This window comes from Mycobacterium attenuatum, from assembly GCF_900566085.1.
GTDB classification, from domain to species: Bacteria; Actinomycetota; Actinomycetes; order Mycobacteriales; family Mycobacteriaceae; genus Mycobacterium; species Mycobacterium attenuatum.
Map to the genome: position 1 here is coordinate 54,228 of NZ_UPHT01000032.1, position 24,810 is coordinate 79,037.

Annotated in this window: 28 protein-coding genes and 1 pseudogene; 17 read left to right on the top strand and 12 right to left on the bottom strand. The window is 64.9% G+C overall.

From position 1 onward, the window contains the following. Positions 1-4 precede the first annotated feature (4 nt). Genes EET13_RS05170 through EET13_RS05185 form a run of 4 tightly spaced genes read left to right on the top strand, consistent with a single transcriptional unit; the run spans position 5 to position 3,160 of the window. On the top strand, positions 5-1,024 hold the full coding sequence (locus EET13_RS05170; protein WP_122441358.1) for a 3-oxoacyl-ACP synthase III family protein: 1,020 nt from the start codon (positions 5-7) through the stop codon (positions 1,022-1,024). Continuing rightward, positions 1,024-2,031, top strand: a complete 1,008-nt coding sequence (locus tag EET13_RS05175) for a pyridoxal phosphate-dependent aminotransferase (RefSeq protein ID WP_122441274.1) — start codon at positions 1,024-1,026, stop codon at positions 2,029-2,031. The genes EET13_RS05170 and EET13_RS05175 overlap by 1 nt, the downstream gene beginning before the upstream one ends. 47 nt (positions 2,032-2,078) lie before the next feature. Next, positions 2,079-2,591, top strand: a complete 513-nt coding sequence (locus tag EET13_RS05180) for a MarR family transcriptional regulator (RefSeq protein ID WP_122441275.1) — start codon at positions 2,079-2,081, stop codon at positions 2,589-2,591. Between the two features lie 20 nt (positions 2,592-2,611). Continuing rightward, a complete protein-coding gene (locus tag EET13_RS05185) occupies positions 2,612-3,160 on the top strand; it encodes a TIGR03086 family metal-binding protein (RefSeq protein WP_122441276.1) in 549 nt (182 codons plus the stop codon). Between the two features lies 1 nt (position 3,161). Here EET13_RS05185 and mmsB read toward each other — a convergent pair whose 3' ends face one another. The 4 genes from mmsB to EET13_RS05205 form a co-directional block, all read right to left on the bottom strand. Further along, the gene (gene mmsB, locus EET13_RS05190; protein ID WP_280177863.1) at positions 3,162-4,049 is read right to left on the bottom strand and encodes a 3-hydroxyisobutyrate dehydrogenase; all 888 of its coding nucleotides are present in this window, start codon (positions 4,047-4,049) and stop codon (positions 3,162-3,164) included. Positions 4,050-4,068: 19 nt separating this feature from the next. Next, on the bottom strand, positions 4,069-5,229 hold the full coding sequence (locus EET13_RS05195) for an isobutyryl-CoA dehydrogenase (protein WP_122441277.1): 1,161 nt from the start codon (positions 5,227-5,229) through the stop codon (positions 4,069-4,071). 13 nt (positions 5,230-5,242) lie between these two features. Then, positions 5,243-6,763, bottom strand: a complete 1,521-nt coding sequence (locus tag EET13_RS05200; protein ID WP_122441278.1) for a CoA-acylating methylmalonate-semialdehyde dehydrogenase — start codon at positions 6,761-6,763, stop codon at positions 5,243-5,245. Between the two features lie 129 nt (positions 6,764-6,892). After that, complete coding sequence (locus EET13_RS05205; protein ID WP_136623111.1) at positions 6,893-7,336, bottom strand: hypothetical protein; 444 nt, start codon at positions 7,334-7,336, stop codon at positions 6,893-6,895. A 1-nt stretch (position 7,337) separates the two neighbouring features. On the opposite strand from EET13_RS05205, the pseudogene EET13_RS05210 reads away from it, so the two are divergent. The 3 genes and pseudogenes from EET13_RS05210 to EET13_RS05220 form a co-directional block, all read left to right on the top strand. Next, a pseudogene (locus EET13_RS05210) lies at positions 7,338-7,802 on the top strand (QcrA and Rieske domain-containing protein); the annotation flags it as partial. Positions 7,803-8,008: 206 nt separating this feature from the next. Continuing rightward, a complete protein-coding gene (locus tag EET13_RS05215) occupies positions 8,009-8,296 on the top strand; it encodes a cupredoxin domain-containing protein (RefSeq protein WP_425294003.1) in 288 nt (95 codons plus the stop codon). Beyond that, the gene (locus tag EET13_RS05220) at positions 8,293-9,222 is read left to right on the top strand and encodes a metallophosphoesterase family protein (RefSeq protein WP_122441282.1); all 930 of its coding nucleotides are present in this window, start codon (positions 8,293-8,295) and stop codon (positions 9,220-9,222) included. Before EET13_RS05215 ends, EET13_RS05220 begins: the two co-directional genes overlap by 4 nt. Here the strand turns inward: EET13_RS05220 and EET13_RS05225 are convergent. The 5 genes from EET13_RS05225 to EET13_RS05245 form a co-directional block, all read right to left on the bottom strand. Then, entirely contained in the window at positions 9,171-10,457 is a 1,287-nt protein-coding gene (locus EET13_RS05225) for an acyltransferase family protein (RefSeq protein WP_244603769.1), read from the bottom strand. The two genes, EET13_RS05220 and EET13_RS05225, sit on opposite strands and share 52 nt — an antisense overlap. A 194-nt stretch (positions 10,458-10,651) precedes the next feature. Continuing rightward, entirely contained in the window at positions 10,652-11,149 is a 498-nt protein-coding gene (locus EET13_RS05230) for a lipoprotein LpqH (RefSeq protein ID WP_122441360.1), read from the bottom strand. Positions 11,150-11,240: 91 nt separating this feature from the next. Then, positions 11,241-11,849: a dTDP-4-dehydrorhamnose 3,5-epimerase gene (gene rfbC / locus EET13_RS05235; protein ID WP_122441283.1), complete on the bottom strand. Its 609-nt coding sequence runs from the start codon at positions 11,847-11,849 to the stop codon at positions 11,241-11,243. Position 11,850: 1 nt separating this feature from the next. Further along, on the bottom strand, positions 11,851-12,846 hold the full coding sequence (rfbB, locus tag EET13_RS05240) for a dTDP-glucose 4,6-dehydratase (protein WP_122441284.1): 996 nt from the start codon (positions 12,844-12,846) through the stop codon (positions 11,851-11,853). Between the two features lie 140 nt (positions 12,847-12,986). Then, positions 12,987-13,859 carry an LLM class F420-dependent oxidoreductase gene (locus EET13_RS05245; RefSeq protein WP_122441285.1) on the bottom strand — a complete coding sequence of 291 codons (873 nt, stop codon included), beginning with the start codon at positions 13,857-13,859 and terminating at the stop codon, positions 12,987-12,989. A gap of 244 nt (positions 13,860-14,103) precedes the next feature. Here EET13_RS05245 and infA point away from each other — a divergent pair, with 244 nt between their 5' ends. The 8 genes from infA to truA all read left to right on the top strand — a co-directional run bounded on the left by infA (position 14,104) and on the right by truA (position 18,829). Further along, positions 14,104-14,325 (top strand): translation initiation factor IF-1, encoded by a 222-nt coding sequence (infA, locus tag EET13_RS05250; RefSeq protein ID WP_003418601.1) that lies wholly within the window; start codon positions 14,104-14,106, stop codon positions 14,323-14,325. A gap of 77 nt (positions 14,326-14,402) precedes the next feature. Beyond that, positions 14,403-14,516 carry a 50S ribosomal protein L36 gene (gene rpmJ, locus EET13_RS05255; RefSeq protein WP_003879483.1) on the top strand — a complete coding sequence of 38 codons (114 nt, stop codon included), beginning with the start codon at positions 14,403-14,405 and terminating at the stop codon, positions 14,514-14,516. A 188-nt stretch (positions 14,517-14,704) separates the two neighbouring features. After that, complete coding sequence (gene rpsM, locus EET13_RS05260; RefSeq protein WP_036390976.1) at positions 14,705-15,079, top strand: 30S ribosomal protein S13; 375 nt, start codon at positions 14,705-14,707, stop codon at positions 15,077-15,079. Positions 15,080-15,082: 3 nt separating this feature from the next. Continuing rightward, positions 15,083-15,511, top strand: coding sequence for a 30S ribosomal protein S11 (gene rpsK / locus EET13_RS05265; protein WP_122441286.1), 429 nt, complete (start codon positions 15,083-15,085; stop codon positions 15,509-15,511). A gap of 20 nt (positions 15,512-15,531) precedes the next feature. Then, the gene (gene rpsD / locus EET13_RS05270; RefSeq protein WP_122441287.1) at positions 15,532-16,137 is read left to right on the top strand and encodes a 30S ribosomal protein S4; all 606 of its coding nucleotides are present in this window, start codon (positions 15,532-15,534) and stop codon (positions 16,135-16,137) included. A gap of 87 nt (positions 16,138-16,224) precedes the next feature. Beyond that, on the top strand, positions 16,225-17,268 hold the full coding sequence (locus EET13_RS05275; protein ID WP_075547086.1) for a DNA-directed RNA polymerase subunit alpha: 1,044 nt from the start codon (positions 16,225-16,227) through the stop codon (positions 17,266-17,268). A gap of 87 nt (positions 17,269-17,355) precedes the next feature. Then, on the top strand, positions 17,356-17,985 hold the full coding sequence (gene rplQ, locus EET13_RS05280) for a 50S ribosomal protein L17 (protein WP_122441288.1): 630 nt from the start codon (positions 17,356-17,358) through the stop codon (positions 17,983-17,985). After that, positions 17,885-18,829 carry a tRNA pseudouridine(38-40) synthase TruA gene (truA, locus tag EET13_RS05285; RefSeq protein WP_425294004.1) on the top strand — a complete coding sequence of 315 codons (945 nt, stop codon included), beginning with the start codon at positions 17,885-17,887 and terminating at the stop codon, positions 18,827-18,829. Before rplQ ends, truA begins: the two co-directional genes overlap by 101 nt. Here the strand turns inward: truA and EET13_RS05290 are convergent. The 3 genes from EET13_RS05290 to EET13_RS05300 all read right to left on the bottom strand — a co-directional run bounded on the left by EET13_RS05290 (position 18,794) and on the right by EET13_RS05300 (position 23,182). After that, positions 18,794-20,263, bottom strand: a complete 1,470-nt coding sequence (locus tag EET13_RS05290) for an amino acid permease (protein ID WP_122441289.1) — start codon at positions 20,261-20,263, stop codon at positions 18,794-18,796. The genes truA and EET13_RS05290 overlap by 36 nt on opposite strands. 195 nt (positions 20,264-20,458) lie before the next feature. Further along, positions 20,459-21,631, bottom strand: coding sequence for a PPE family protein (locus tag EET13_RS05295; protein ID WP_122441362.1), 1,173 nt, complete (start codon positions 21,629-21,631; stop codon positions 20,459-20,461). 324 nt (positions 21,632-21,955) lie between these two features. After that, the gene (locus EET13_RS05300; protein WP_122441290.1) at positions 21,956-23,182 is read right to left on the bottom strand and encodes a PPE family protein; all 1,227 of its coding nucleotides are present in this window, start codon (positions 23,180-23,182) and stop codon (positions 21,956-21,958) included. Here EET13_RS05300 and EET13_RS30205 point away from each other — a divergent pair. Both EET13_RS30205 and EET13_RS33095 read left to right on the top strand, forming a co-directional pair. Then, positions 23,165-23,326 carry a hypothetical protein gene (locus EET13_RS30205; RefSeq protein ID WP_168990686.1) on the top strand — a complete coding sequence of 54 codons (162 nt, stop codon included), beginning with the start codon at positions 23,165-23,167 and terminating at the stop codon, positions 23,324-23,326. The two genes, EET13_RS05300 and EET13_RS30205, sit on opposite strands and share 18 nt — an antisense overlap. A gap of 1,138 nt (positions 23,327-24,464) precedes the next feature. Continuing rightward, on the top strand, positions 24,465-24,752 hold the full coding sequence (locus tag EET13_RS33095; protein ID WP_483237959.1) for an Mtp family mycobacterial-type pilin: 288 nt from the start codon (positions 24,465-24,467) through the stop codon (positions 24,750-24,752). The last annotated feature ends 58 nt before the right edge of the window (positions 24,753-24,810 follow it).

Sequence of the window (24,810 nt, forward strand, 5' to 3'; positions counted from 1 at the left end):
ATCCATGGTGAGCCAACCCGTTAGTCTCATCGACGTTTCCAGTTATCTGCCCGGGGAGCCGATCGGTGCGGACTACTACGCGCAATTCGCCGAATCCGACGACCTGCGTGACAGCCGCATGTTTCGTGCGCCGGCGTTTCGCCATCATGTCGCCCCGGATGAGACCGCGGTCGACATGGTGGAGCGTGCGGCGCGGGGGTTGATCGAACGCCATGGCGAGGAGGTGATCGAGACCGTCGATGTACTGATCACCCACACCCAGGCGCCGGATATGCCGTTCTACGGTGCCGGTGGCGGCATTGCGCACCGCCTCGGCATGCGACCGTCGTGGGTGCTGGACTTGCACAATGGTGGATGCGCAGCATTTGTGTTGGCGCTCAACGTCGCTCGCCAACTATTGATCTCCGGCGCGGGTCGCACGGCGCTGATCGCGATTGCGCAGAACTCGGCCGGCCAGGTATTCGATCAACCCGGAGTCCGCCGTAAGGCGCAGGCGGCGGTACCCGGCGACGGGGCTGCGGTGGGCTTGGTCGCACTGACGGACCGCTCGCCCATTCTGGGGGTCGAATGCCGCACCTACGGCGAATACGCCGGCGAGATGACCCTTGCCCCCGATCCGCCGCGCAAGTGGTGGCAACCCGGCGCCGGTGAGCTCTGTATCGGGTTCACCGAGAGCAAGATCACCAAGGTGCTGGCCCGCGGCAACCGGCAGGTTCCCGAGGTGGCGCTTGCCGTGTGCGATCGAATCAACATGCCCGCCAAGGATATTGATCTACTGGTCACCAATCAGCCGAACCGGGTGTTCCTGCGGAACTGGCGCGAAGCACTCGAACTGGCCAACGAACGGCACTTAGACACCTTCGACGCGTGCGGAAACCTGTTCGGTGCGGGGATTCCGGTCAACCTGGATCGGGCGATCACGACCGGGCGGATGGCCGCCGGCGCGGTAGTCATGATGGCCGGGTTCGCCCACGCCGGCGATTTCGCCGGGGCGGCGGCGATGCGCTGGGGCGGGCGGCCCTGATGCTCACCGTCGCGACCCCGAGTGCGATCGACCCGTGTGCGTTGTCGCTCAACGAGAATCCGTTTCCACCGCTGCCGGCGGTGCGCGCGGCGCTGATTCGCTCGATCGAGGCGGTGAACCGGTATCCGGAGTTTCTGCCGCAGCGCCTGCGCGAATTGATCGCCGCCCATATCAGCATGCCCGTCGACCAGGTGGTGCTCGGTGCCGGTGCGACCGGAGTGGTGATGCAGGCCATCCGGGCGGTGACCGTGCCCGGCGATGCGATAGCGATGGCCACGCCGACCTTCGACGGATATCCGATCGTCGCGCAGCTGGCGGGACTGATCGTGGTGACCGTCCCCCTCGACGAATACGGCCACCACGATCTGGGCGCGCTGGCCGACGCCGCCACCCACGCCCGAGTGGTGGTGCTGTGCCGGCCGCACAATCCGACCGGCACGCTGGAGCCGGCGCCGGCGGTGGCGCGGTTCCTGAGCCGGGTACCGCCGGACACCGTGGTACTGCTCGACGAGGCGTACATCGAATTCGCCATGCCGCAGCATCGAATCGACGCTGCGGCATTGCTTTCCCGGTTCCCCAATGTGCTGGTGGTTCGGACCTTTTCCAAGGCCTACGGGCTGGCCGGGCTGCGGATCGGTTACGGCCTGGCCGCGGCGGAGCTGGCCGCAGCGATGTGGGCGCAGCAGCTTCCGTTCGGCATGGCCGGCACCGGCTTACTCGCGGTCGCCGCTTCCTATGAGGCCGAAGACCAGCTGGCGCACCGGATTCGACTGATCACGGCCCAACGGCGCTATCTTCAGCAGCAATTGAGCGCGATGGGGATATTCACCACCGACGCGCACGCCAACTTCATGTACCTGCCGTCGAGGGGTCGGCGTTGGGATGAAGTTTTCACCCGGGCCGGCTTGCAGGTCCGGCCGTACCCGGACGGCGGTGCGCGGATAACCGTGGGCAGCCTCGCGTCAACTCTGGCGGTGTTGCGCGCGGTCGGAAAATCTGCCGCGTGAACCTCGTGTGTTGACCCGATGGGCCCGGCGGTGCGGTATGAAAGGGCGTGGCTGCATCACGACCGGAGAAACCTGACCCGATCGCCGTGGCTCGGGCCAACTGGGAGAAGGCCGGCTGGGGTGACGTGGCGCCGGGCATGGTCGCGGTGACGTCGGTGATGCGGGCACACCAGATCCTGCTCGCTCGCGTCGAAACGGCGCTGCGCCCCTACGATCTCAGCTTCTCGCGTTTCGAGCTGCTTCGCCTCTTGGCGTTCAGCCGAACCGGAGCATTGCCGATCACCAAGGCCTCCGACCGCCTGCAGGTTCATGTCACCAGCGTCACGCACGCGATCCGCCGCCTGGAAGCCGACGGGCTGGTACGACGGGTGCCGCACCCCACCGACGGGCGGACCACGTTGGTGCAGATCACCGAGTTGGGGCGCGCGACCGTCGAGGGCGCCACCTTGACCCTCAACGAGCAGGTGTTCGACGACATCGGAATGGACGCTAACGAATCGGCGGCGCTGGTGTCGGCCATCGAAACCTTGCGGCGCAACGCCGGAGATTTCACCGATTGAACCGAGAGAAAGGCACGTCAGTGGACCCACTAGTTGCTCACCAGCGAGCGCAGGATGCGTTCGCCGGCGTCCTCGCCAACGTCAGCCCCGAACAGCACGGCGCTGCGACACCCTGCTCGGAGTGGACCGTGCGGGATCTGATCGAACATGTCATCAGCGGCAACGAACACGTCGGGCAATGGGCGCAACACCCGGTTGAGCCGTCTGCACGGCCCGACGACGTGCTGGCCGCCCACCGGACCGCGGCCGCCGCCGCCCACGAGGTTTTCGCCGCGCCGGACGGGATGTCCACCACCTTCAAGCTGCCGTTCGGGGAGCTGCCCGGCCAGGTGTTCGTCGGGATCCGCACCAGCGATGTGCTGACTCACGCCTGGGATCTGGCGGCCGCCACGGGTCAATCCACCGATCTGGATCCCGAATTGGCGACCCAACAGCTCTCCGCCGTGCGCGCATTCGTGGGGCCGCAGTTCCGCGGGCCGGGCAAGCCCTTCGCCGAGGAACAGCCGTGCTCACCCGAGCGTGCGCCCGCCGACCAACTTGCCGCATTCCTGGGCCGAGAGGTCCAGTGAGCTAGCCGGTCCGCAGCATCTCGATCACCGCGCTGAAGTCCAAGGCGTTGTGGGAGACGTCGGACGCGATGAACTCGGCATAAATTTCGGCGGCGTGCCGGCCCAGCGGTGCCGCGGACCCCGTAGCCCGCACCGCGTCCATCGCCAAGCCCAGGTCCTTGTTCATCAAGGCGGTCGCGAAACCCGGCTTGAAATCGTTGTTGGCCGGCGACGTCGGCACCGGGCCGGGCACCGGGCAATTGGTGTGCACCGCCCAGCAGTTGCCGGTCGCTCCGGTGATGACGTCGAACAGCGACTGGGCCGACAGCCCGAGCTTCTCGGCAAGCACGAACGCCTCGCCGATCGCGATCTGCTGCACGGCCAGGACCATGTTGTTGCACAGCTTGGCCGCCTGGCCCGCGCCGGCCGCACCGCAGTGAATGATCTTGCCCGCCATGGGTTCCAGCACGGGGCGGGCCCGCTCCAAGACGTCCGCGTCGCCGCCGACCATGAACGCCAGCGTCCCGGCCGCGGCACCCTTGACACCGCCGGACACCGGCGCGTCGAGTTGGGCCAGACCGCGCGATGCGGCCAGCTCATGCACCTCGCGGGCGTCGCTGACCGAGATCGTTGAGCTGTCGATGAGCAGCGCACCCGGTCGTGCGGCGGGCAGCACCTCGGCGTAGCAGCGCTTGACCACCTCACCGGTGGGCAGCATGGTGATCACGACGTCGGCCTCGGAAACCGCGCCGGCTGGGCTGTCGACCACCGCGCAGCCGCTTGATGCCGCCGCTGCCGCCGCTGCGGGTGCCGGGTCGTAGGCACGCACAATGTGGCCGGCGGCAACCAGATTCGCCGACATGGGCGCGCCCATGTTGCCCAGTCCCAAGAACGCGATCGTCGTTGTCACGTGTGTCACCTGGTGGAGCCTAAACGGTGGTTCGGAACCGCGCAGCCTCGGCCCGGCCGATGACCACCCGCATGATTTCGTTAGTTCCTTCCAGAATGCGATGCACCCGCAGGTCGCGCACGATCTTCTCCAGGCCGTACTCGCGCAGGTAGCCGTACCCGCCGTGCAGTTGCAGCGCTTTGTCGGCGACCTCGAAGCAGGTGTCGGTGACATAGCGCTTGGCCATGGCGCACAGTTCGACCTTGGTGGAGGCGTTGTCGTCGAGCGCACTCGCAGCCCGCCACAACAACATTCGCGAGGTTTCCAGTCCGGTGGCCATATCGGCCAGGGTGAACCGGACGGTAGGTTCGTCGAGCAGGCTGGCCCCGAACGCGTGTCGCTCCCGAACATAGGCGCCGGCCTTGTCGAAGGCGGCCTGCGCGCCGCCCAGCGAACACGCCGCGATGTTGAGCCGGCCGCCGTTGAGACCGTTCATCGCGATGCCGAAACCGGCGCCCTCGCCGTCGACGCCGCCCAGCATGGCGTCGGTGGGCACCCGGACGCCGTCCAGGATCACCTGGGCGGTCGGTTGGGCGTGCCAGCCCATCTTCTCTTCCGGAGCGCCGAAACTCAGTCCAGCAGTTCCCTTTTCGACCACGAAGGCCGAGATGCCGCGCGGTCCGTCGGCGCCGGTGCGGGCCATCACCACGTATACATCCGAGGCTCCCGCGCCGGAAATGAACTGCTTGACGCCGTCGAGCACGTAGTCTGAACCGTGCTTGACCGCGCGGGTGCTCAGCGCACTGGCGTCCGATCCGGCGTCGGGCTCGGTCAGGCAGTAGCTGGCGATGACATCCATGGTGGCCAGCCGGGGAATCCAGTCCTTGCGCTGCTCGGCGGTGCCGAAGCTGTCGATCATCCAGGCGCACATGTTGTGGATGGACAAGAACGCGGCGGTGACGGGGTCGGCGAGGGCCAACTGCTCGAAGATGCGCACCCCGTCGAGCCGGCGCAGCCCGCTGCCCCCCACGTCGTCGCGGCAGTAGATGGCGGCCATCCCGAGTTCGGCGGCCTCACGTAGCACGTCCACCGGGAAGTGGTTGCTGACGTCCCATTCCAGAGCGTATGGGGCAATGCGCTTCTCGGCGAAGGCGGCCGCCGTCTCGGTGATCACCCGCTCGTCGTCGTCGAGGGCAAACATGGGTGCCTACCGCCTACTGCATCGTCGGGATGACGAACTCGGCACCGTCTTTGATGCCCGACGGCCAGCGCGAGGTGACGGTCTTGACCTTGGTGTAGAACTGGATCGACGTCGGCCCGTGCTGGTTGAGATCGCCGAAACCAGAGCGCTTCCAGCCGCCGAAGGTGTGATAGGCCACCGGGACCGGGATGGGGACGTTGACGCCGACCATGCCCACCTGAACCCGCGAAACGAAGTCGCGTGCGGTATCGCCGTCCCGGGTGAAGATTGCCACCCCGTTGCCGTATTCATGTTCCGAGGGCAGGCGCAGGGCATCTTCGTAGTTGTGCGCGCGGACCATGCACAGCACCGGCCCGAAGATCTCATCGGTGTAGATTGACATGTCCGGGGTGACGTGGTCGAACAGCGTCGGCCCGATGAAGAAGCCGCCTTCCAAGTTGGCGTCACCGAAAGTCAGGTCGTCGCTGGCCCGTTCGCGGCCGTCGATGACGATCTCAGCACCGGCCTGGACACCCTGGTTGATGTAGTCGCGCACCCGGCTCAGCGCGGCCTCGGTGACCAGTGGGCCGTAGTCGGCCTTGGGGTCCAGGCTGTGACCGACGCGCAGGTTGTTGATCCGCTCGATCAGCCTGGCGCGCAACCGTTCCGCGGTCTGCTCACCGACCGGGACCGCGACGCTGATCGCCATGCAGCGTTCGCCGGCGCTGCCGTAACCGGCGCCGATCAGCGCGTCGACGGCCTGGTCGAGATCGGCGTCGGGCATCACGATCATGTGGTTCTTTGCGCCGCCGAAGCATTGCGATCGCTTCCCAGTGGCCGCGGCCCCGGAGTAGATGTACTGGGCTATGTCGGAGCTGCCGACGAAGCCGACCGCCTTGATGTCGGGGTGGTTAAGGATGGCGTCGACGGCGTCCTTGTCGCCGTGCACGACCTGGAACACACCCGAAGGCAGGCCGGCTTCGGCGAACAGTTCGGCGAGCCGTACCGGAACCGAGGGGTCACGTTCACTTGGCTTGAGCAGGAAGGCATTTCCACAGGCGAGGGCCGGACCGGCCTTCCACAGCGGGATCATCGCCGGGAAGTTGAACGGGGTGATGCCGGCGACCACGCCGAGGGGCTGGCGCAGCGAGTAGACGTCGATGCCCGGACCGGCGCCCTCGGTGTACTCGCCCTTGAGCAGATGCGGGATCCCGAGGCAGAACTCGATCACCTCGATGCCGCGCTGGATATCGCCCGCGGCGTCGGGCAGCGTCTTTCCGTGTTCGAGTGAGAGTAGTTCGGCCAGTTCATCGTTGTGGTCGTTGACCAGCTCGATGAACCGCATCAGCACCCGGGCGCGGCGTTGCGGATTCCATGCGGCCCAGCCTTTTTGGGCCTCGACGGCCGATGCCACCGCGGCGTCGACGTCGGCTTGGTCGGCCATCGGCACTTTCGCCTGGACCCTTCCGGTGTTGGGGTCGAAGACGTCGGCGGTGCGGCTGGACTGGCCGGTGGTGCGCTGGCCGTCGATGAAATGCGGAATGTGTGTGGTCATGGCGTGTGTCCCGTAGGGGTCGTATTGCGGTGGAATATCCAGATACTTGGATATCCTAGTAAATAGTGTCCGGCGTGCGCAAGTTGTCACAAAATTGAGGTCAAAACCCGGTCAGAGCTAGGCGATTCGCTACGTCCACCAAGTGGTGCCGGTGTCGCCGGAATTACCCGTAGGACCGCTGGGACCACCCTGACCGCCGCTGCCACCAGCCCCGGCGAAGGCATCCTGAATTTTCTTCGCGGATGCGTCGCCGCCGTTGCCGCCGGCGCCGCCACTTGCGTAGATTTCCTGGCTGTTGCCTCCGTTGCCGCCTTTGCCGCCCACGGCGGCTCCGCCATTGGTGTTGTAGGACTCTGCGGTGCCACCAATGCCGCCGTCCCCTCCGTAGCCGCCGGTCCCGCCGGTGCCGCCATAGCCGCCGTAGGCGGTGCCGCGAGTGTGGCTCGTCGCCGTTCCGCCGGATCCACCGTTTCCGGCATACATCGTGCCGGCGCCGCCGTCACCGCCCCTGCCGCCGTAGGCGTTAGTTTGGTCGCCTGCCTTGATGGGTGCGGAGCCCCAGCACAGCCCCACGCGCCGTCACGTCATCATCGCCACCTCGGCCGCTGCCGCTGCCGCGGCGGCGGCGGTTGTTATCGATCGAGCCGTAATCGGCGACCAAGCCGGCGAACCCCCGGACGTCGCCGGGCAGCTCACCCCCAACGACGGAAGCTGGCAGCGGGTCGCGGTCAGCGCCGACGTGCCCGACGGCCGCATGCACCCGTTTGATCTCGGTTTAGTCAGCGGATTTGTGCGCCGCGTCGACGGCCAACCCCAAGCCGTATCCGGCGTGTGCACCCATCAGGGATGCCGGCTGTGGTTCGACGCATCCGATGATCGGCTACGTTGCCCGTGTCACTCGACATCGTTCGCGCCGACCGGGCAGGTGCTCACCCACCAATTGCCGATGGCGCCAAAGCCATTGCCCGCATTGATGGTTCGCGAGGCCGACGGTTTCATCGACGTCTTCGCGCCGGTGCGCCGCGACCAATCCGGCTGACCGGTGTAACCCGCCGCCGTATCCCTTCGTGACCATTGACGGGCTCTGCCCAACCAATCGATCACGGAGGTGCCATGTCGCCGGTGCTACTCAGATATCACGTCGCCGCAGTGGCTTTGAGCGTGGCGCTGGCCGGGTGCGCGGGTTCGCGGCCCGTCAGTCAACCGGCGCTGACGTTCGGCTCCGCCGCGGACGCGACCCCGGGGATGTCGGCGGTGTCGGCAACACCGCCGGTGCCGGCGGCGGGCGACCAGGTCGGCATCGACGACTTCGCATTCGCCCCGGCCACCTTGACGATCCGCGTGGGCGGCACCGTCACCTGGACCAACCACGACGAAGAACCGCACACGGTCGCGGCGAGCGACGGTTCGTTTCATTCGCCCGGAATGGGTACCGGAGCCAGCTTCTCGCACACCTTCACCATGCCGGGCACCTTCGGTTACCTGTGCTCGATTCACCCGATGATGCACGGCACCGTGGTGGTGACCCGATGAGCGGCGACCCACGCGCGATGAGCCGCCGCCAGCTCATCAGGCACACGGCCTGGTTCGGGGCTGCGGTCGGATTTGCCGTCTGCGGTGGCGAAGTCATCTCACACGTGGCCGGGGCGGCGGAGGCACCGTCTGCCGCCGGTCGCCCGGCACTGCGATTCGCCCAGATCAGCGACAGCCACCTGGGCTTCGCCGACGAAGCCAACCACGACGTCGCGGCCACCTTCGGCCAGGCCATCGACCGGATCAACAATCTGGGCTACACACCGGATTTCGTCATCCACACCGGCGACCTCACCCACCTGTCCACCCCCGACCAGTTCGATCAAGTGAAGCAGATGGTGACCGGCCTGAGGACATCGCATGTGTTCACCGTTCCCGGCGAGCACGACTCGATCGACGATGCCGGACAAAAGTACCGCAACGCCTTCGGTGCGGGAACCCGTGGCGACGGCTGGTACAGCTTCGACATCGCGGGTGTCCACGTATTCGCCCTGGTCAATACGCTGAATATGGACAAGCTCGGGCATCTGGGCGTCGAACAACTGGAGTTCATCGAGAAGGACGTCGCGCGGCTGTCGAGCGATACGCCGATCATTGTGATGAGCCACATCCCGTTGTTCGCTATGTATCCGGACTGGGGCTGGGCAACCGACGACGCGGCAAGGGCTTTGGGCTACCTGCGCCGGTTCTCGTCAGTCACGTGTCTGAATGGTCATGTCCACCAATTATTTTCCAAGACCGAAGGCAACGTGACGTTTTACAGCGGTACGACGACGGCCTACCCGCTGCCGCGTCCGGGGGACGGACCGACGCCCAAGCCGGTCACGTTGCCGGCAAGACAGCTCGGTGCCGTGCTCGGCATCCGCGAGGTGAGCTATACCCGCGCACAGCATCCGCTGGCCTTGAAGGAGCGCAGCCTGCAATGACGTGGACGCAGCGGGTGCTTCGGCTTTTCCGAGCGTGGCTGGGATCCCGCACCGCACGCGGGGTTGACTGTGGGCGCCGAACTGGTGACGGTGGCGCTGTGGGTCGCCGTCGTGGTGACCCGCCGCAAAACGTCACGGAGGTTGTAGCGCAGCGCCTCATAAGTATCAGCGCGAGCATGTTGCCGGCTTCGAGCAGCGTGCTTGTCCCTGCGCAAGCGCGCTTTGCAACCCATCGCAGGCTTTTCCACCAGGAACCAGCTCAACGCGGCTACCGGCAGGGTGGCCAGTGTCGCAATGCCCCACAACGCAATTGGGTTCATGCTTTCCAGCCCGCCGATGATCAGCAGCCGCTGAATGGGGAACGCGAAAATATACACTCCATATGACAGATCCGTGCGCAAGGAAAAGCGTCGGTTGCTGATCAGGGCACCCGAAACGATGATGGCGTAGGCCAGCGGGACCGCGGCGATCACCCGATAGTTGGGCAACAGACCGCCGACGAGCACGATGCCCACGCTAAGCGCGACCAGCGACCACCGTGCGGGCGTTACGTTTCGGCATTGGTAGATCAGCGCTCCGGCGAAAAACATGACGGCGAAGCGTGCGGCATTCTGCTCGGGCGTCGGGACTTCCCAGGTCGTCGGCGGCACCACCGCCGACCACAACACTGCAAGTGCAGTCGCCGCCGGCAGCAACCACATTCGACCCAGCAGCCCGGCCACGCCCAGGACAGCCACGGTCAGGTAGCACAGCAATTCCCATCCGAGCGTCCACAACGAGCCGTTCCAGGAACCGGGGAAGGGGATTCCGCTCGGTGTTCCCCCGATGTCGGCCTTGAACACCCATACCGCACCGTTTTTGACCATGTACTCGATCGGTGCGGCCGAAAACAGCAGTCTCGCGGCCGGGCCACCCTGAATCGCCACGCCGAGCGGCGCAATGACCAACGCGGTGATGATCAAACAGGTGTAGAAACCAGGCAGGATCCGCAGACCTCGGGCCACCAGGTAGTCGCGGACGCTCGGGTTGCGCAACCAGCTCGACGTGATCAGGAATCCGGATATCGCAAAGAACCCGTCGACATGCACCGAGCTGAGAAGCTGGCGGGCCGCCGGAACAGACACGTCGTTGCCGGTGAGCGGGAAGGAGTGCCAAAGGATCACCGCAATCGCCAGGGCGAGCCGAAATGCATTCAGTGCATTTTTCCGCGGGTCGAACTGCTCCCCGAGTGTCATCGTTGTGGCCTGTCGTCGCGCTTGGTGCTCGGCGCGGCAGCTCCAGGCAACGAGAACTAGCGGATCGCGGTGCAAACCGGAGCTTGCGCTCCGGTCAATTTACGTCGCGATGCGACCCGGCGGACTGTTATTGGCAAACCTTCGTGCGGCTTTCATCCGGCTCGGTCGGGGGCAGGAAGGTGACGGTTGCGCTGCTAGGGGCAGGTGACGTCGACTTCGAACGGTTTGTGGACCTGCTGGCCGGCGTTGTCGACGCCGCTGGCCACGCCAGTGATGTGGTAGCTGTTGCCGGTTTTGGTAGCGCTGGCGTTCTCGTCGGGCACTCCCTCGGTGAAGCTCATGACCACGCCGTCGACGGTACCCAGGCCGGCGCTGTGAACCACCGACCCGTCCGGTTCCAGGCCGACGATGATTCCCGTTGCCATGTCGCCGACGGCGATGGAAAACCTTCCGGCATTCGTCGAGCACACCACCGGACCACTGACGTTTTGCGGCTGGCCGCCGATGATCACCCGGGTCTGTCCGGCTGCTGCCGGCGTAGTGCTCGACGCGGGCGCCGATGCCGAACTGGTGGCTGGGCTGGACGACGTGGCCGAGCTGGATGACGGTCCGGACTTGTTGTCGTTGGAGCACCCCGCCACGCCCGCGACGATGGTCGCCGCCCCGACGGCGATCCACAATTCACGCTTCACCAAGTTCTCCTTCGGATAGTTCCGCACCCGCGATACCGGCGGATCTTGTGAAGCAGTATGTATGGCGGCGCAGCCGGCGTACAGATGCGGTTTACCCGCCGCGCCGGGCGTCCACGAACTTCTGGGTCGCTGCCCAGGTCGGCAAGACACCCGAAGCGCGTACCGCCTGCAGACTGGGAGCGGCGGCGTCGCGGTCGGACAGGCTCGCCGCCACACCGTCGACCAACGGCCAGTCGATGGCCAGCGTTGGATCTGTTGCACAGATCGTGTGCTCGCGCTGCGGGTTGTACTCTGCCGAGCACAAATACATCACAGTCGAATTGTCTTGCAGCGCAAGGAAACCGTGCGCCAAGCCTTCGGAGATGTAAACCGACCGGCGGTCCACGTCATCGAGCAGGACCGAGTCCCACTGTCCGAATGTCGGTGAACCCAAACGGATATCGACGACCACATCGAATACCGAGCCGGACACGCAGGTCACATACTTGGCCTGGCTCGGCGGCAGCTCGGCGAAATGCAGGCCGCGCAGGACCCCCGCCGCCGATACCGAGCAGTTGGCTTGCCGGACGTCCAGACGATGGCCCGCGAAGGCGCTGAAGCCGCGCTCGGTAAGCCATTCGAAGAACAGTCCGCGCGAATCGCCGTGGATGGCAGGGGTAATCTCCCACGCGCCGGGGATGTCGAGTTCGCGTACCTTCATGTCACTGACCGCGTTGTTCGTAGCGTGCCTCCGCGGCGTCTTTTAGAGGCCGCCACCACGCTTCGTTGTCGCGGTACCAGTCGATAGTGGCGCGCAACCCCTCGTCAAAATTGGTATGCTTTGGCGCCCAAGCCAATTCGTCGTAGAGCGGGGACGGGTCGATGGCGTAGCGCAGATCATGACCGGCCCGGTCGGTGACGTGGTCGAAATCGTCGGGGTCGCGGCCCATCATCCGCAGCAGCGTGCGCAGCACCGTCAGGTTGTCGCGCTCGCCCTCGGCACTGATCAGGTAGGTCCGCCCGATCTGGCCCTTTTCCAGGATCCGCCATACCGCACTGTTGTGATCGTCAACGTGAATCCAGTCGCGCACGTTGGCGCCGCTGCCGTAGAGCTTGGGCCGCCGCCCGGTGAGCACATTGGTGATCTGGCGCGGAATGAACTTCTCGACGTGTTGATACGGCCCGTAGTTATTGGAGCAGTTGGAGATGGTGGCGCGGACGCCGTAGGACCGCACCCAGGCCCGCACCAGCATGTCACCGGCCGCCTTGGACGCCGAGTACGGACTCGACGGGTTGTACGGTGTCGACTCGGTGAACCGCTGCGGGTCGCCGAGTGGCAGGTCGCCGTAGACCTCGTCGGTGGAGATGTGGTGCAGCCGCACACCATGGCGCCGCACCGCTTCCAAGATTGCGTACGTACCGACCACGTTGGTGTGCAGGAACGGTTCGGGGTCGTCCAGCGCGTTGTCGACGTGGGTTTCGGCGGCAAAGTGCACGACGGCATCCGATTCGCCCACCAGCCGGGAAACCAGTCCGGTGTCGGTGATATCACCTTCGACCAGCGTGATGGCGGCCTCGACGTCGGCCAGCGAATCACGCCGGCCCGCGTAGGTGAAGGCATCAAGGACTGTGACCTGATTCTCGGGGCGTTCGCGCACGGTGCTGTGCACGAAGTTGGCGCCGATGAAGCCCGCTCCACCGGTGACTAGCAGCCGCATGGCCAAACCCTAACGGGTGCGTCGCGGCGGCCCGCACCAGCTGGTGCTCCGTGGCCGGGAGCCGACCCGGTGTTGACGCTCCCGATGGCCGGCAGCGGCGAGGATCTACGACGCGGCTGCAGCTGGGCCTGCATCCCGTGTCAGGACTGGGTGAGCCCGAGTGGTCCGGCCAATTCGGCAAGCGCCGGCACCAGGTTCTCCGTCGTTGTCAGGACCTGCACGGGGACGTGGTCGGCTCCGGCGTCGAGGTGCTGCTTTAGCCGTGTCGCGATGGCCTCCGGGGTGCCGTAGGCGACTACGGCGTCGACCAGTCGGTCGCTGCCGGGCCGGGAGACTTCGTCGTCGCCGAAGCCGAGCCGCTTCCAGTTGTTGCGGTAGTTGGCGAGGTTGAAATAGACGTCGAGCGCCTTGCGGCCCACCGAACGAGCCTGCTCGGGGTCTGTGGTCAGCACCACCTTGTGTTCGGGCGCCAGGAACGCCGCCGGGCCGATCAGTTCGCGAGCCTGCGCGGTGTGTTCGGGGGTGGTCAGGTAGGGGTGTGCCCCGGCGCTGCGTTCGGCCGACAACTTGAGCACCCGGGGACCCAGGGCCGCCACCACGCGTCGGTTGGCCGGCACGCCGTACTCGTCCAGCTGGTCCAGGTACTGCACCAGGGTCGCCAGTGCGTTCCGGGGGTTGCGGTACTCGGTGGTCGCCTCGGAGTGGCCGACACCGACACCGAGTAGGAAACGGCCCGGGTAGGCCGTGTCGATCCGATGGAACGACTCGGCGACCGGCTTGGCCGGCGCTGACCAGATGTTGACGATGCCGGTAGCCACCTGCAAAGTGGTCGTCGCCTCGAGGATCGGTTCCACCCAGGCCAGCTCTGCGCGCGGCGAGCCACCCACCCAGATGGCCCCGTAGCCCAGGGCTTCGATTTCTTTGGCCTGCTGAGGGGTTACACCCCATCCGAAGGATCCGAAACGGCCGAGATCGGGCTTGCCGGTCGAAGAACTGGGATCAGAATTGGTCATGGTTGGTCCAACCCGCGGCTCCGGGCACGCTATTCCTGTTGGTTCCGGTCGGGTTTTGCGTCGGACCCGGCGATGCGAGTATTGTGGACCAACGGTGCGGCGCCCGTGCCGGCTTCTGGCCTGCCCAGTCCCGAAATTTCTCGGAACGCTTCGCGGAATTTCCACCACCGGCTGACGTTTGTGGTCGGGCAGGTGCTGCGCCGAACCCGGTGCACTGACAAGAAGTGAGGATCGCCAGAACGCAATGGCCAAGAAGGACGGCGCCATCGAGGTCGAGGGTCGCGTGGTCGAACCCCTGCCCAATGCCATGTTTCGCATTGAGCTGGAAAACGGCCACAAGGTGCTCGCCCACATCAGCGGCAAGATGCGGCAGCACTACATCCGCATCCTGCCCGAGGACCGCGTGGTAGTGGAGTTGTCTCCCTACGACCTGTCCCGGGGCCGCATCGTGTACCGGTACAAGTAGCCGCGCCGGCATTGAGACCCCGGCATTGAGACCCCGGCATTGAGAACAAAGCCCCAGAGAACAGGACCGAGACTGCCGTGAAGGTGAACCCGAGCGTCAAGCCGATCTGTGACAAGTGCAGGGTGATCCGTCGACACGGACGGGTCATGGTGATCTGCTCCGATCCGCGCCACAAGCAGCGGCAGGGGTAGTCAAGGCGTCCGCCGGGACCCCGCCGAGCACACCGACACAACTGAATGCAGACCTCCCAGCACCAATGAGCGGCTGGCATCTATAGAGATGGGCCAGTTCATCCACGCCCGGACGGAGGCCGGGCCCCGCAACTGAGGCGGGAACGGACTGGGACCACACCTCCGCAGAGAAAGAGGAAACGCCACCTATGGCTCGATTAGTCGGCGTCGACCTGCCGCGCGACAAGCGGATGGAGGTCGCCCTGACCTACATCTACGGCATCGGCCGTACCCGCTCCAACGAAATCCTGGCCGCCACCGGCATCGACCGCGACCTGCGGACTCGCGATCTCACCGACGACCAGCTCACCCATCTGCGTGACTACATCGAAGCGAACCTGAAGGTCGAGGGTGACCTGCGCCGCGAGGTGCAGGCCGACATTCGGCGCAAGATCGAAATCGGCTGCTACCAGGGTCTGCGGCACCGCCGTGGCCTGCCCGTGCGCGGCCAGCGGACCAAGACCAATGCGCGGACCCGTAAAGGTCCCAAGCGCACCATCGCCGGCAAGAAGAAGGCCAGATAACCGATGCCACCAGCCAAGAAAGCAGCAAGCGGCGCAGCCAAGAAGGGCCACAAGGGGCAGAAGACCCGGAGGCGGGAAAAGAAGAACGTCCCGCACGGCGCCGCCCACATCAAGAGCACCTTCAACAACACGATCGTGACCATCACCGATCCGCAGGGCAATGTCATCGCCTGGGCGTCGTCGGGTCACGTCGGGTTCAAGGGTTCGCGGAAGTCGACCCCGTTCGCGGCGCAGCTGGCAGCGGAGAACGCCGCACGCAAGGCGCAGGAGCACGGGGTGCGCAAGGTCGACGTGTTCGTCAAGGGGCCCGGCTCGGGCCGCGAGACCGCGATCAGGTCGCTGCAGGCCGCCGGCCTCGAGGTCGGCGCTATCGCCGACGTCACCCCCCAGCCGCACAACGGCGTCCGCCCGCCCAAGCGCAGGCGAGTCTAGGAAGGGTTTAGGAGACAATCATGGCTCGTTACACCGGACCCATCACCCGCAAATCACGCCGGCTGCGCACCGACCTCGTCGGTGGCGACCAAGCCTTCGAGAAGCGTCCCTACCCGCCGGGCCAGCATGGCCGCGCGCGGATCAAGGAAAGCGAATACCTGCTGCAGCTGCAGGAAAAGCAGAAGGCCCGCTTCACCTACGGCGTGATGGAAAAGCAGTTCCGCCGCTACTACGCAGAGGCCGTGCGCCAACCCGGCAAGACCGGTGAGGAGCTGCTGCGCATCCTGGAGAGCCGGCTCGACAACGTCGTCTACCGCGCCGGGTTGGCGCGCACTCGTCGGATGGCTCGCCAGCTTGTCAGCCACGGGCACTTCAGCGTCAACGGCGTGCACGTCAACGTCCCCAGCTACCGCGTATCGCAATACGACATCATCGATGTGCGGGACACGTCGCTGAACACCGTGCCGTTCCAGATTGCCCGGGAGACCGCCGGCGACCGGCCGATCCCGAGCTGGCTGCAGGTGGTGGGGGAGCGGCAACGCATCCTGATCCACCAACTGCCCGAGCGCGCCCAGATCGACGTCCCGCTGACCGAGCAGCTGATCGTCGAGTTCTATTCGAAGTAAACGCAAGTCGTCTGCTGCGGCAGCCGCCGCAACGGAGCACCCCCAAAGACGTCATATGGCGGACGTCGAAAGGAAGAACAAAACACCATGCTGATCTCTCAGCGGCCCACCCTGTCGGAGGAAGTCCTTACCGACAACCGGTCCCAGTTCACCATCGAACCGCTGGAGCCCGGATTCGGCTATACCCTTGGCAATTCGCTGCGCCGCACCCTGTTGTCATCGATTCCGGGTGCGGCCGTCACCAGCATTCGCATCGACGGTGTGCTGCACGAATTCACCACGGTGCCGGGGGTCAAAGAGGACGTCACCGATATCATCTTGAACCTCAAGAGCCTGGTCGTGTCCTCCGAGGAGGACGAGCCGGTCACCATGTACCTGCGCAAGCAGGGTCCCGGTGAGGTCACCGCAGGTGACATCGTGCCCCCGGCCGGTGTCACGGTGCACAACCCCGGCATGCATATCGCCACGTTGAACGACAAGGGCAAGCTGGAAGTGGAGCTCGTCGTCGAGCGCGGCCGAGGCTACGTCCCGGCGGTGCAAAACCGGGCCTCTGGCGCCGAAATTGGCCGTATCCCAGTCGATTCCATCTATTCGCCGGTGCTCAAGGTCACCTACAAGGTGGAAGCTACCCGCGTCGAGCAGCGTACCGACTTCGACAAGCTAATTCTCGACGTGGAGACCAAGAGCTCGATCACTCCCCGCGACGCGCTGGCGTCGGCCGGCAAGACTCTGGTCGAATTGTTCGGTCTGGCACGCGAACTCAACATCGAGGCCGAAGGCATCGAGATCGGCCCGTCACCGGCCGAGGCCGACCACATCGCGTCGTTCGCGCTGCCGATCGACGACTTGGACCTGACCGTGCGCTCCTACAACTGCCTCAAGCGCGAGGGTGTGCACACCGTCGGCGAGCTGGTCAGCCGCACCGAATCCGACCTGCTGGACATCCGCAACTTCGGTCAGAAGTCCATCGACGAAGTGAAGGTCAAGCTGCATCAGCTGGGCCTGTCGCTCAAGGACAGCCCGCCCACCTTCGACCCGTCGGAGGTCGCTGGCTACGACGTGGCCACCGGCACCTGGTCCACGGAGGGTTCCTACGACGACCAGGACTACGCCGAAACCGAACAGCTCTGAACGGCCCCGGTGACGATGCCGGCCGCTAGCGGCCCGCTGAGGAGCCGGACAATTGGACTCAGCGCGATCTAGACAGGAGCGTCAGCAATGCCCAAGCCCACCAAGGGCCCGCGCCTCGGCGGGTCGTCTTCACACCAGAAGGCGATCCTGGCCAACCTGGCCACGTCCCTGTTCGAGCACGGCCGGATCAAGACCACCGAGCCCAAGGCTCGGGCGTTGCGCCCGTACGCGGAGAAGCTGATCACCCATGCCAAGAAGGGCACGCTGCACAATCGGCGCGAGGTGCTCAAGAAGATCCGCGACAAGGATGTGGTGCACGCCTTGTTCGCCGAGATCGGGCCGTTCTTCTCCGACCGCGACGGCGGCTACACCCGCATCATCAAAGTCGAGCCGCGTAAGGGCGACAACGCTCCGATGGCCGTGATCGAGCTGGTGCGGGAAAAGACGGTGACGTCGGAGGCGGATCGGGCGCGTCGGGTGAAGGCGTCGAAGAAGACGGTCGCAGGTGATGACGCGCCGGTGGCAGCCGCGGCGGCACCGCAGGCGGCGGTCGAGCCGGAAGCCGCGGTCGGTACGACCGTCGACGAAGCCGCGGCAGCCGCCGACGAGGTTAAACCTGCCGACGAGACCACCGAAGCCACCCCTGACGACGCCGACGCGGCCCCTGACGAGGCAGAAGCGGCCGCCGACGAGGCCGAAGGGTCCACCGAGGATTAGTGCGGACGTCCGGCTGCGGTTCGACATCGCCTACGACGGAACCGACTTCGCGGGCTGGGCAACGCAGACGGGGCAGCGCACGGTCGCCGGCGTGCTCGATCACGCCCTGACGACCGTATTCCGCACCCCGATACGGCTGCGCGCGGCCGGACGGACGGATGCTGGGGTCCATGCCAGCGGACAAGTGGCCCATGCCGATGTGCCGGTCGACGCATTGCCGAACGCCTACTCGCATTCGGCCCGCGCCGGTCAGCCGGAATTCCGGCCCCTGGTGCGGCGGCTGGGCCGCTTCCTGCCCGCAGACGTCCGGGTGCTCGATATCACCCGCGTCCCAACGGCTTTCGATGCCAGATTTTCCGCGTTGCGCCGCCACTATGTCTACCGGCTGTCGACGGCACCCTACGGAGTGGTGCCGCAACTGGCGCGCTACGTCACCGCCTGGCCGCGGGATCTGGATGTTGAGGCGATGACGGTCGCGTCGCGAGAGCTGTTGGGGCTGCATGATTTCGCCGCCTTCTGCCGTCATCGAGACGGTGCCACCACTATCCGGGAATTGCAGCGGCTGGACTGGGTCCGAGACGGCGATCTGGTCATCGCGCAGGTCAGCGCCGACGCATTCTGCTGGGCCATGGTGCGGTCCCTGGTCGGGGCTTTGCTGGCGGTTGGCGAGCATCGGCGCGGCACCGCCTGGTGTCGCGAATTGCTCGAAGCGACAGGCCGTTCCAGTGATTTCGCGGCCGCACCGGCGCATGGCCTGACACTGGTCCAGGTGGACTATCCGCCTGATGACCAGCTGGCGTCACGGGTGTTAATCACCCGGGACCTGCGCTCGCGTACCGACTAGATCACCGTCCATTTCGGCCCGGAACCGCAGGTACTGCTCGAGATGACCGGGCCGCCGGCGCACGAACACCCAACCGGCGGCGAGGACCACGAACCACACCGGAATCCATGGCAGGGCTGTCGCAGTTTCCGGTTGGGTCGTTAGGGTCCAGATCACGAAAATGAAGAACACCAGGACCGCACAGCACATCGCCACCCCACCCGGCATCTTGTAGCGGGATTCGGCGTGACGCTGGGGATGCCGTCGGCGATAGACGAGGTAGCTGATAATGATCATCGCCCAGACGAACATGAACAGCGTCGACGAAACGGTCGTGATGACGGTAAAGGCGCCGATCACCGTACCGCCCGCGTAGAGCAACGGGATGGCGGTCAGTAGCAGGGCCGCGGTGAACACCAGAGCGGCTGCGGGAACGCCGCGGCGGTTGAGTCGGGCGAACAACGCAGGCGCGGTCCCTTCGTCGGCAAGGCCATAGAGCATCCGGCCGGTTGAGAATATTCCTGAATTCGCGGAAGAGGCGGCCGAGGTGATGACCACGAAGTTGACGAAGGACGCTGCCGCGCCGAAGCCGGCGAGGGAGAACATCGTCACGAACGGGGATTCGCCGCTGGCGAATCGCCGCCACGGGACGACGGTCAGGATCGCCAGCAACGCTCCGATGTAGAAGATGGCTACCCGCAGTGGGACCGCGTTGATAGCGCGGGGAAGGGTGCGCTGGGGGTCGGTGGTCTCGGCCGCCGTTGTGCCGACCAGCTCCACCCCGATGTAGGCGAAAATGCCGATCTGAAAGCCGCTGACCACACCCATGAATCCGGTCGCGAAGAATCCGCCGTCGTTCCAAAGGTTCTCGAACGCCGCACGATCACCATCGGGTGAGACGAACTGGCTGGCGACCAGCATTGCGCCGACGATCACCAGGCAGAGAATCGCAACGACTTTGATCAGCGCGAACCAGAATTCGGTCTCACCGAACTTACTGACGCCCAACAGGTTAATCGCCAGCATGAGGCCGATGGCGACCACCGCGGGCAACCAACTCGGCAGCTCCGGCCACCAAAACTTTGCGTAGCCGGTGATCGCGACGAGGTCGGCGATACCGGTGACGATCCAAGCGAACCAGTACGACCATCCCGTAAAATAGCCGGCCGCTGGCCCGAGTAAGTCGGCCGCACAATCGACGAACGACTTGTAGTTGAGGTTCGACAGCAGCAGTTCACCCATTGCGCGCAGCACATAGAACGCAAAGAAGCCGATGACTCCGTAGACGAGCATCACCGCCGGACCGGCAAGGGCGATCGTTCTGCTGGACCCCATGAATAGCCCGGTGCCGATCGCGCCCCCGATGGCGATCAGTTGTATATGGCGGTTGGAAAGTCCCCGATGTAGATGCGGAACGCGGTCACCGGCGTTGTGAGTGGTGGTGTCGGAGGACATGGCTGGGATCCTTGTCAGGTCGGAGCAAGATCTGGCTGCCGGCGGTGGCGAGGCGCGCGTAGCACTTCTTGACCCAACCGATCGGCCCGTCGAAGAGTAAGTGGCTGGGAGCACGGGTACGCCAACGACCTGCAATCACTTGCCCTGCAAGCCGTTGTCATCCCGCTAGATACGGTGCCGGGACGGGTGGCAGCCTTATCCGGCACACGTGGGACGGATCATGACTTTCGGACGAAAGCCGTACCGGGGACCGCTACCAGAGGTAGTTGAGCCTGCGCCGGACAGCGGAATGCCACCAAACACGTCGCCGCCCGAGGCGGCCCCTTCCGTCTCGACTATGTCGCTGACAAAGGGGGCGGATGCCGAACGTACCGTCGGGGCAAGTTCCGCGCCAGCCCCTGGCCAGGCCGCCGGCACCGACAGCTTGCCGATGGATCCCGCATTACCTAACCCCGCAGCGACCTGCCCACCATTGCCCAGTATCCCCACTGCCTCTTTGCCAGCTTCTGCTGCGACGCCAGCAGCTGCCGCGGCGGCGTCTGGCCCGATCGCTCCGATCGCCCTCGCCGATGAGATGAGGCTGTTGCCAATACCGATGCCGAAATATGGCAAGCCGGTCAGGTCGTACCAGATGTCGTAAACCGGCCAAAGCAGGTTCAAGAAGTTGGTCAGCCAAACAATCCATGCCGGTGTTGATCCCGCAAGGGTGGAGATCGGCGATGCGAGTCCGTGCAGTGCTCCCGGCATGGCGGAAACCAGCTTCATCAGCGTTTCCTCCGCGGTACCGGCCGCGGTGGCTGCGGCATGAGCGACCGCGGCGGCCTGTGTCGTCGCTGCGGTCGGATTGGTGGTATGCGGCGGTGCGGTAAACATCGTCACCTGGGCGGCGTTCGCCGAGGAACCCGCATAGACGTACATCGCCGCCGCGTCTTGGGCCCACATCTCGCCGTATTGGGCTTCAACGGCCGCGATAGCTGCGGTGTTCTGCCCGAACACGTTTCGGGCAAGCAGCGTCGCAAGCTGCACACGATTGGCTGCGATCAGTGGTGGCGGAACCACTGACGACATCGCGGTCTCATAGGCGGCAACGGCCATTCGTGCCTGGCCGGCTGCCTGCTCGGCTTGACTGGCGGTGGCTTTCATCCATGCCACATAAGGCGCAACCGCTTCGGTCATCAATGCCGACGCGGGCCCGCTCCAATACTCCTCATGCAGCGTCATGATCACTTTCTCGTAGCCGGCGGCGGCTGAAGTTAGCTCACTGGCCAAGCCGTTCCATGCTGACGCGGCAGCGACCATGGGCGCCGACCCCGGGCCGGTATACAGCCGCCCCGAGTTGAGTTCCGGCGGTAACGCACCGAAATCCATCATCGCGAACTCCGTACCTCGCCGCGGCCGGCGTTATGATCGCTGGTCGGTGGACAGGCATCCCGAAGCGGGATGGCCATCGCTGAGAGCGCGGACCGCAGATCTTGCTGCCTGGCCATAACTGACATACCGTTTCCTTTCAGTCGCCCTGGGGCTGAAGAACTTTCACAACTTCTGTCGCCGGCTCCGTTTGCGTCCAGCCGCACATCGTGGCTCGGGCTCATGCGCAGACCCCCGCTCGTTCGTAATCCGCAATTGCGTTCGAGTGCACGTGCGTTGTGGCACCGGGTGTTTCCGGTTCGGTTCCGTAGTGTTGCCATGGCGCTAACCGATCGCCTGCGGACTTAACACGCTGGGCCGGAACCCATATCGGCGCTGGGCAAAGTTCGAACCGCGCCGGGAGCCGCCACCGGTTGGCACGCCCCGAAGCATGCTCGCTGGCTTGGTTGTTGTTGGCGCAGTGTGGAATACGGTGCGCGAGCTCGTCGCGGAAACATCATGGGGCGCAGTGGGTGCAGTGGCCCAACTCGGTGGCGTCGACAAGAATCCAATCTTTTCGGCCTGGCCCAAACTTGCCGACACCGAACCTGCGCCCAAGCCTGCCAGGCTGGGTTCGAGTGCGGCCGCACCCAAGCCGGCCGCCGCCGGGGCTACCGCTGCCGCCGCTGCACCCAGGGGCGCCCAGGTCATCGCCTGCCCCACCTGCAGGATGTTCAAGGTGTACCCCTGCGTGTCATAAATCAGGGACATGATGTCGACAAGCGTGAAACTCCACGCGATCCAGACGTTGAGCAGTGCTGGCCAGTTCGCCTTGAGCCATGTCAACACTGCCCAATACCACGGGGTGGGCGCCGTCGACGAAAGTTGGGCCAGCATATGTAGTCCCGCCAAGGCAAAGCTCATCGGGTGAGTCACCGATGAGACGATCGATTTCGACACCCCTGCCGCTGTCATCGCCGCTCTTTCGGTCGCAGCCGCCTGCGCGGCAAGTCCGGGCGGGTTGCTGGTGTTCGGCGGCGCCGTGTACGGGGTCAAAGCCGAGATAGCTGCCGAAGAACTCGCATATTCGTTCATGGCGGCGGCATCTTGAGCCCACATCTCGGCGTAGAGGATCTCGGTGGTCGCGATAGCCGGTGTGTTTTGTCCGAAGAAATTCGTCGATATCAATACCAGCAGCAAGGCTCGATTCGCTGCGATTAGCGGCGGGGGCACCGTCATAGCGTGGGCTGTTTCGAACGCGGCGACCGCCGCGCGCGCCTTGGTCGCTGTCGTCTCGGCTAGCCCAGCGGTAGTCCTGAGCCAGCCGACATAAGGCGTGATTGCCGCCAGCATGGCCGCCGACGTGGGACCCACCCACTTGCTACTGAGCTCCGAGACTACCGAGTCGTAGCTTGTGGCGGCCACGGCAAGCTCGGCAGCCAGCTCGTCCCAGGCAGCGGCGGCCGCGATCAACGGCCTGGATCCGGGGCCGCAATACATGCGTCCTGAATTGATCTCGGGGGGCAGGACCCCGAAATCACATACCAATTGAGGGTGAAGCGCGGTCAGCATCGAGACGCCATCGCGATAGCGCTGCTCGGGTTGTTTGCTGGGGCCGGCGCCACCGCATCGACAAGCGTCAGCACCACCGGAGCTATTAGGGGTAGCCGCGACATGACGCTGCTGGAGGCGTCGGAAGTCATCGGACCGTCCTGAGCACTTCGGGAATGGCTATGCCATACCGTCCTGCCGCTGCCATTGGTAGACTGCGGATCCGTAACTGGTCGATTTTGCACCGGCATGCGCTGGGAATATTTTCCTCCTATTGTTACGGTTTATACCTATTGCTCTCTGGTGGACGATTGCGCCCAGCCTCGCTGTCGAAGCAATCGAAAATATCAATCACCGACCGACCCGTGCGGACGCGGTGGTAACTAAATCCGGACAAGACCTGCGCATTCCTATAGTTGCTTCGGAAGGTCGACGGCATTGATACTCGGTGCGGTCAACCACGACACTGCGCGAGACGGTAACGCCATCGCGTCGACGAGTCGCGGGACGGCCGGAGCGGCGCCATGCCGAATGGTAAGGGCGCGCTACCAACCGCTCCTTTCTGTTGACGCAACATTGTCCCGTCGCTCGACGCCCACGTACGTATTGCCCGCTCAACGTTGCCCAACGCTCGCAATATTCACTGGTCTGTTTCGGGCTTGCCGGCGATACGCAACCGCTACGCGCGACCTGGGGGAGGGCGCCGCGAGCGCCGAGAGGCCGGGGGCGCCGGCAGCGTCCGAACCGAAGTGCCCGGTCAGCGGGCACAATCGCCGCAGTCAGGCTCGCTGAGCCTGCGGAAAATACCGTCAGCATCACCAACGCCCCTTGCGGTCGATCACGGATTTGGGACACGTCATCGGGCCTTGCTGCAGTTCTGGCGTACCATACGGATGTACCAGATCCCATACGTAAGTATCGGTGATAGTTGCACACGTCAACGGTTTAGTCAATCGCTCGGTGCCGATCACGCGAATGCGCGGCTATCGACGAGCGTCACCAGGCTGAGGAAGTTGCTGCCGTCGGGCCGGACCTCCGTGTCGCCTCAGTGAAGCGACGCTCTCCGTTCGACATGACTATAACCGTGATGCGAAAGTCTCGTGATGCAAATTTCGAATGGAATGATAACTTCAAGTTATTGGTAATCGCGCCGGCAACTCGTGTCCGCTCAGGGGTATGCAGCGCCGTGCAGATCGCCTAGGCTGCGCTGTACGTATACGAGAAAATGGCGTCCTGGCGGTCCGGGAAGTGTGCCGATTAACCGATATTCCGTGGAGATCGTGTGTTAGCGCTGAGGTGGAACATGTTCAGGTTCATTTACCGTGCAGCTTTGTCGACGGCTCTAGCCGCGACCGCGACGTTGTGTTCGACAGAATTCGCCGGGACAGCGAACGCTGTAGCGCAGCCGTCGCTGATGCCAACTTATTTCTGGTGTCCGGGCCAGCCATTTGACCCGAGTTGGGGGCCAAATTGGGACCCCAATGACTGCCATGACGACAATCGCTACTTTCCCGGCCTTCAGGACCAACCGCCAATATACGACGATCCGGATGACGCGCCGCCTCCGCCGGCCGCTGGCGGCGGAGGTTAACGGGTGATCCGCTCATCGAATCGGAATTCCGCGAGACTCGCGCGTATTCGTGAAGCGA

Bases quoted from the DNA above. Each gene is read 5' to 3' on its own strand.
- EET13_RS05170 (WP_122441358.1), top strand. From the start codon at position 5: ATGGTGAGCCAACCCGTTAGTCTCATCGACGTTTCCAGTTATCTGCCC.
- EET13_RS05175 (WP_122441274.1), top strand. From the start codon at position 1,024: ATGCTCACCGTCGCGACCCCGAGTGCGATCGACCCGTGTGCGTTGTCG.
- EET13_RS05195 (WP_122441277.1), bottom strand. From the start codon at position 5,229: ATGTTTGCCCTCGACGACGACGAGCGGGTGATCACCGAGACGGCGGCC.
- EET13_RS05200 (WP_122441278.1), bottom strand. From the start codon at position 6,763: ATGACCACACACATTCCGCATTTCATCGACGGCCAGCGCACCACCGGC.
- EET13_RS05215 (WP_425294003.1), top strand. From the start codon at position 8,009: ATGTCGGCGGTGTCGGCAACACCGCCGGTGCCGGCGGCGGGCGACCAG.
- EET13_RS05220 (WP_122441282.1), top strand. From the start codon at position 8,293: ATGAGCGGCGACCCACGCGCGATGAGCCGCCGCCAGCTCATCAGGCAC.
- EET13_RS05225 (WP_244603769.1), bottom strand. From the start codon at position 10,457: ATGACACTCGGGGAGCAGTTCGACCCGCGGAAAAATGCACTGAATGCA.
- rfbC (WP_122441283.1), bottom strand. From the start codon at position 11,849: ATGAAGGTACGCGAACTCGACATCCCCGGCGCGTGGGAGATTACCCCT.
- rfbB (WP_122441284.1), bottom strand. From the start codon at position 12,846: ATGCGGCTGCTAGTCACCGGTGGAGCGGGCTTCATCGGCGCCAACTTC.
- EET13_RS05245 (WP_122441285.1), bottom strand. From the start codon at position 13,859: ATGACCAATTCTGATCCCAGTTCTTCGACCGGCAAGCCCGATCTCGGC.
- infA (WP_003418601.1), top strand. From the start codon at position 14,104: ATGGCCAAGAAGGACGGCGCCATCGAGGTCGAGGGTCGCGTGGTCGAA.
- rpsM (WP_036390976.1), top strand. From the start codon at position 14,705: ATGGCTCGATTAGTCGGCGTCGACCTGCCGCGCGACAAGCGGATGGAG.
- rpsK (WP_122441286.1), top strand. From the start codon at position 15,083: ATGCCACCAGCCAAGAAAGCAGCAAGCGGCGCAGCCAAGAAGGGCCAC.
- rpsD (WP_122441287.1), top strand. From the start codon at position 15,532: ATGGCTCGTTACACCGGACCCATCACCCGCAAATCACGCCGGCTGCGC.
- EET13_RS05275 (WP_075547086.1), top strand. From the start codon at position 16,225: ATGCTGATCTCTCAGCGGCCCACCCTGTCGGAGGAAGTCCTTACCGAC.
- rplQ (WP_122441288.1), top strand. From the start codon at position 17,356: ATGCCCAAGCCCACCAAGGGCCCGCGCCTCGGCGGGTCGTCTTCACAC.
- EET13_RS05290 (WP_122441289.1), bottom strand. From the start codon at position 20,263: ATGTCCTCCGACACCACCACTCACAACGCCGGTGACCGCGTTCCGCAT.
- EET13_RS05295 (WP_122441362.1), bottom strand. From the start codon at position 21,631: ATGGATTTCGGTGCGTTACCGCCGGAACTCAACTCGGGGCGGCTGTAT.
- EET13_RS05300 (WP_122441290.1), bottom strand. From the start codon at position 23,182: ATGCTGACCGCGCTTCACCCTCAATTGGTATGTGATTTCGGGGTCCTG.
- EET13_RS33095 (WP_483237959.1), top strand. From the start codon at position 24,465: ATGTTCAGGTTCATTTACCGTGCAGCTTTGTCGACGGCTCTAGCCGCG.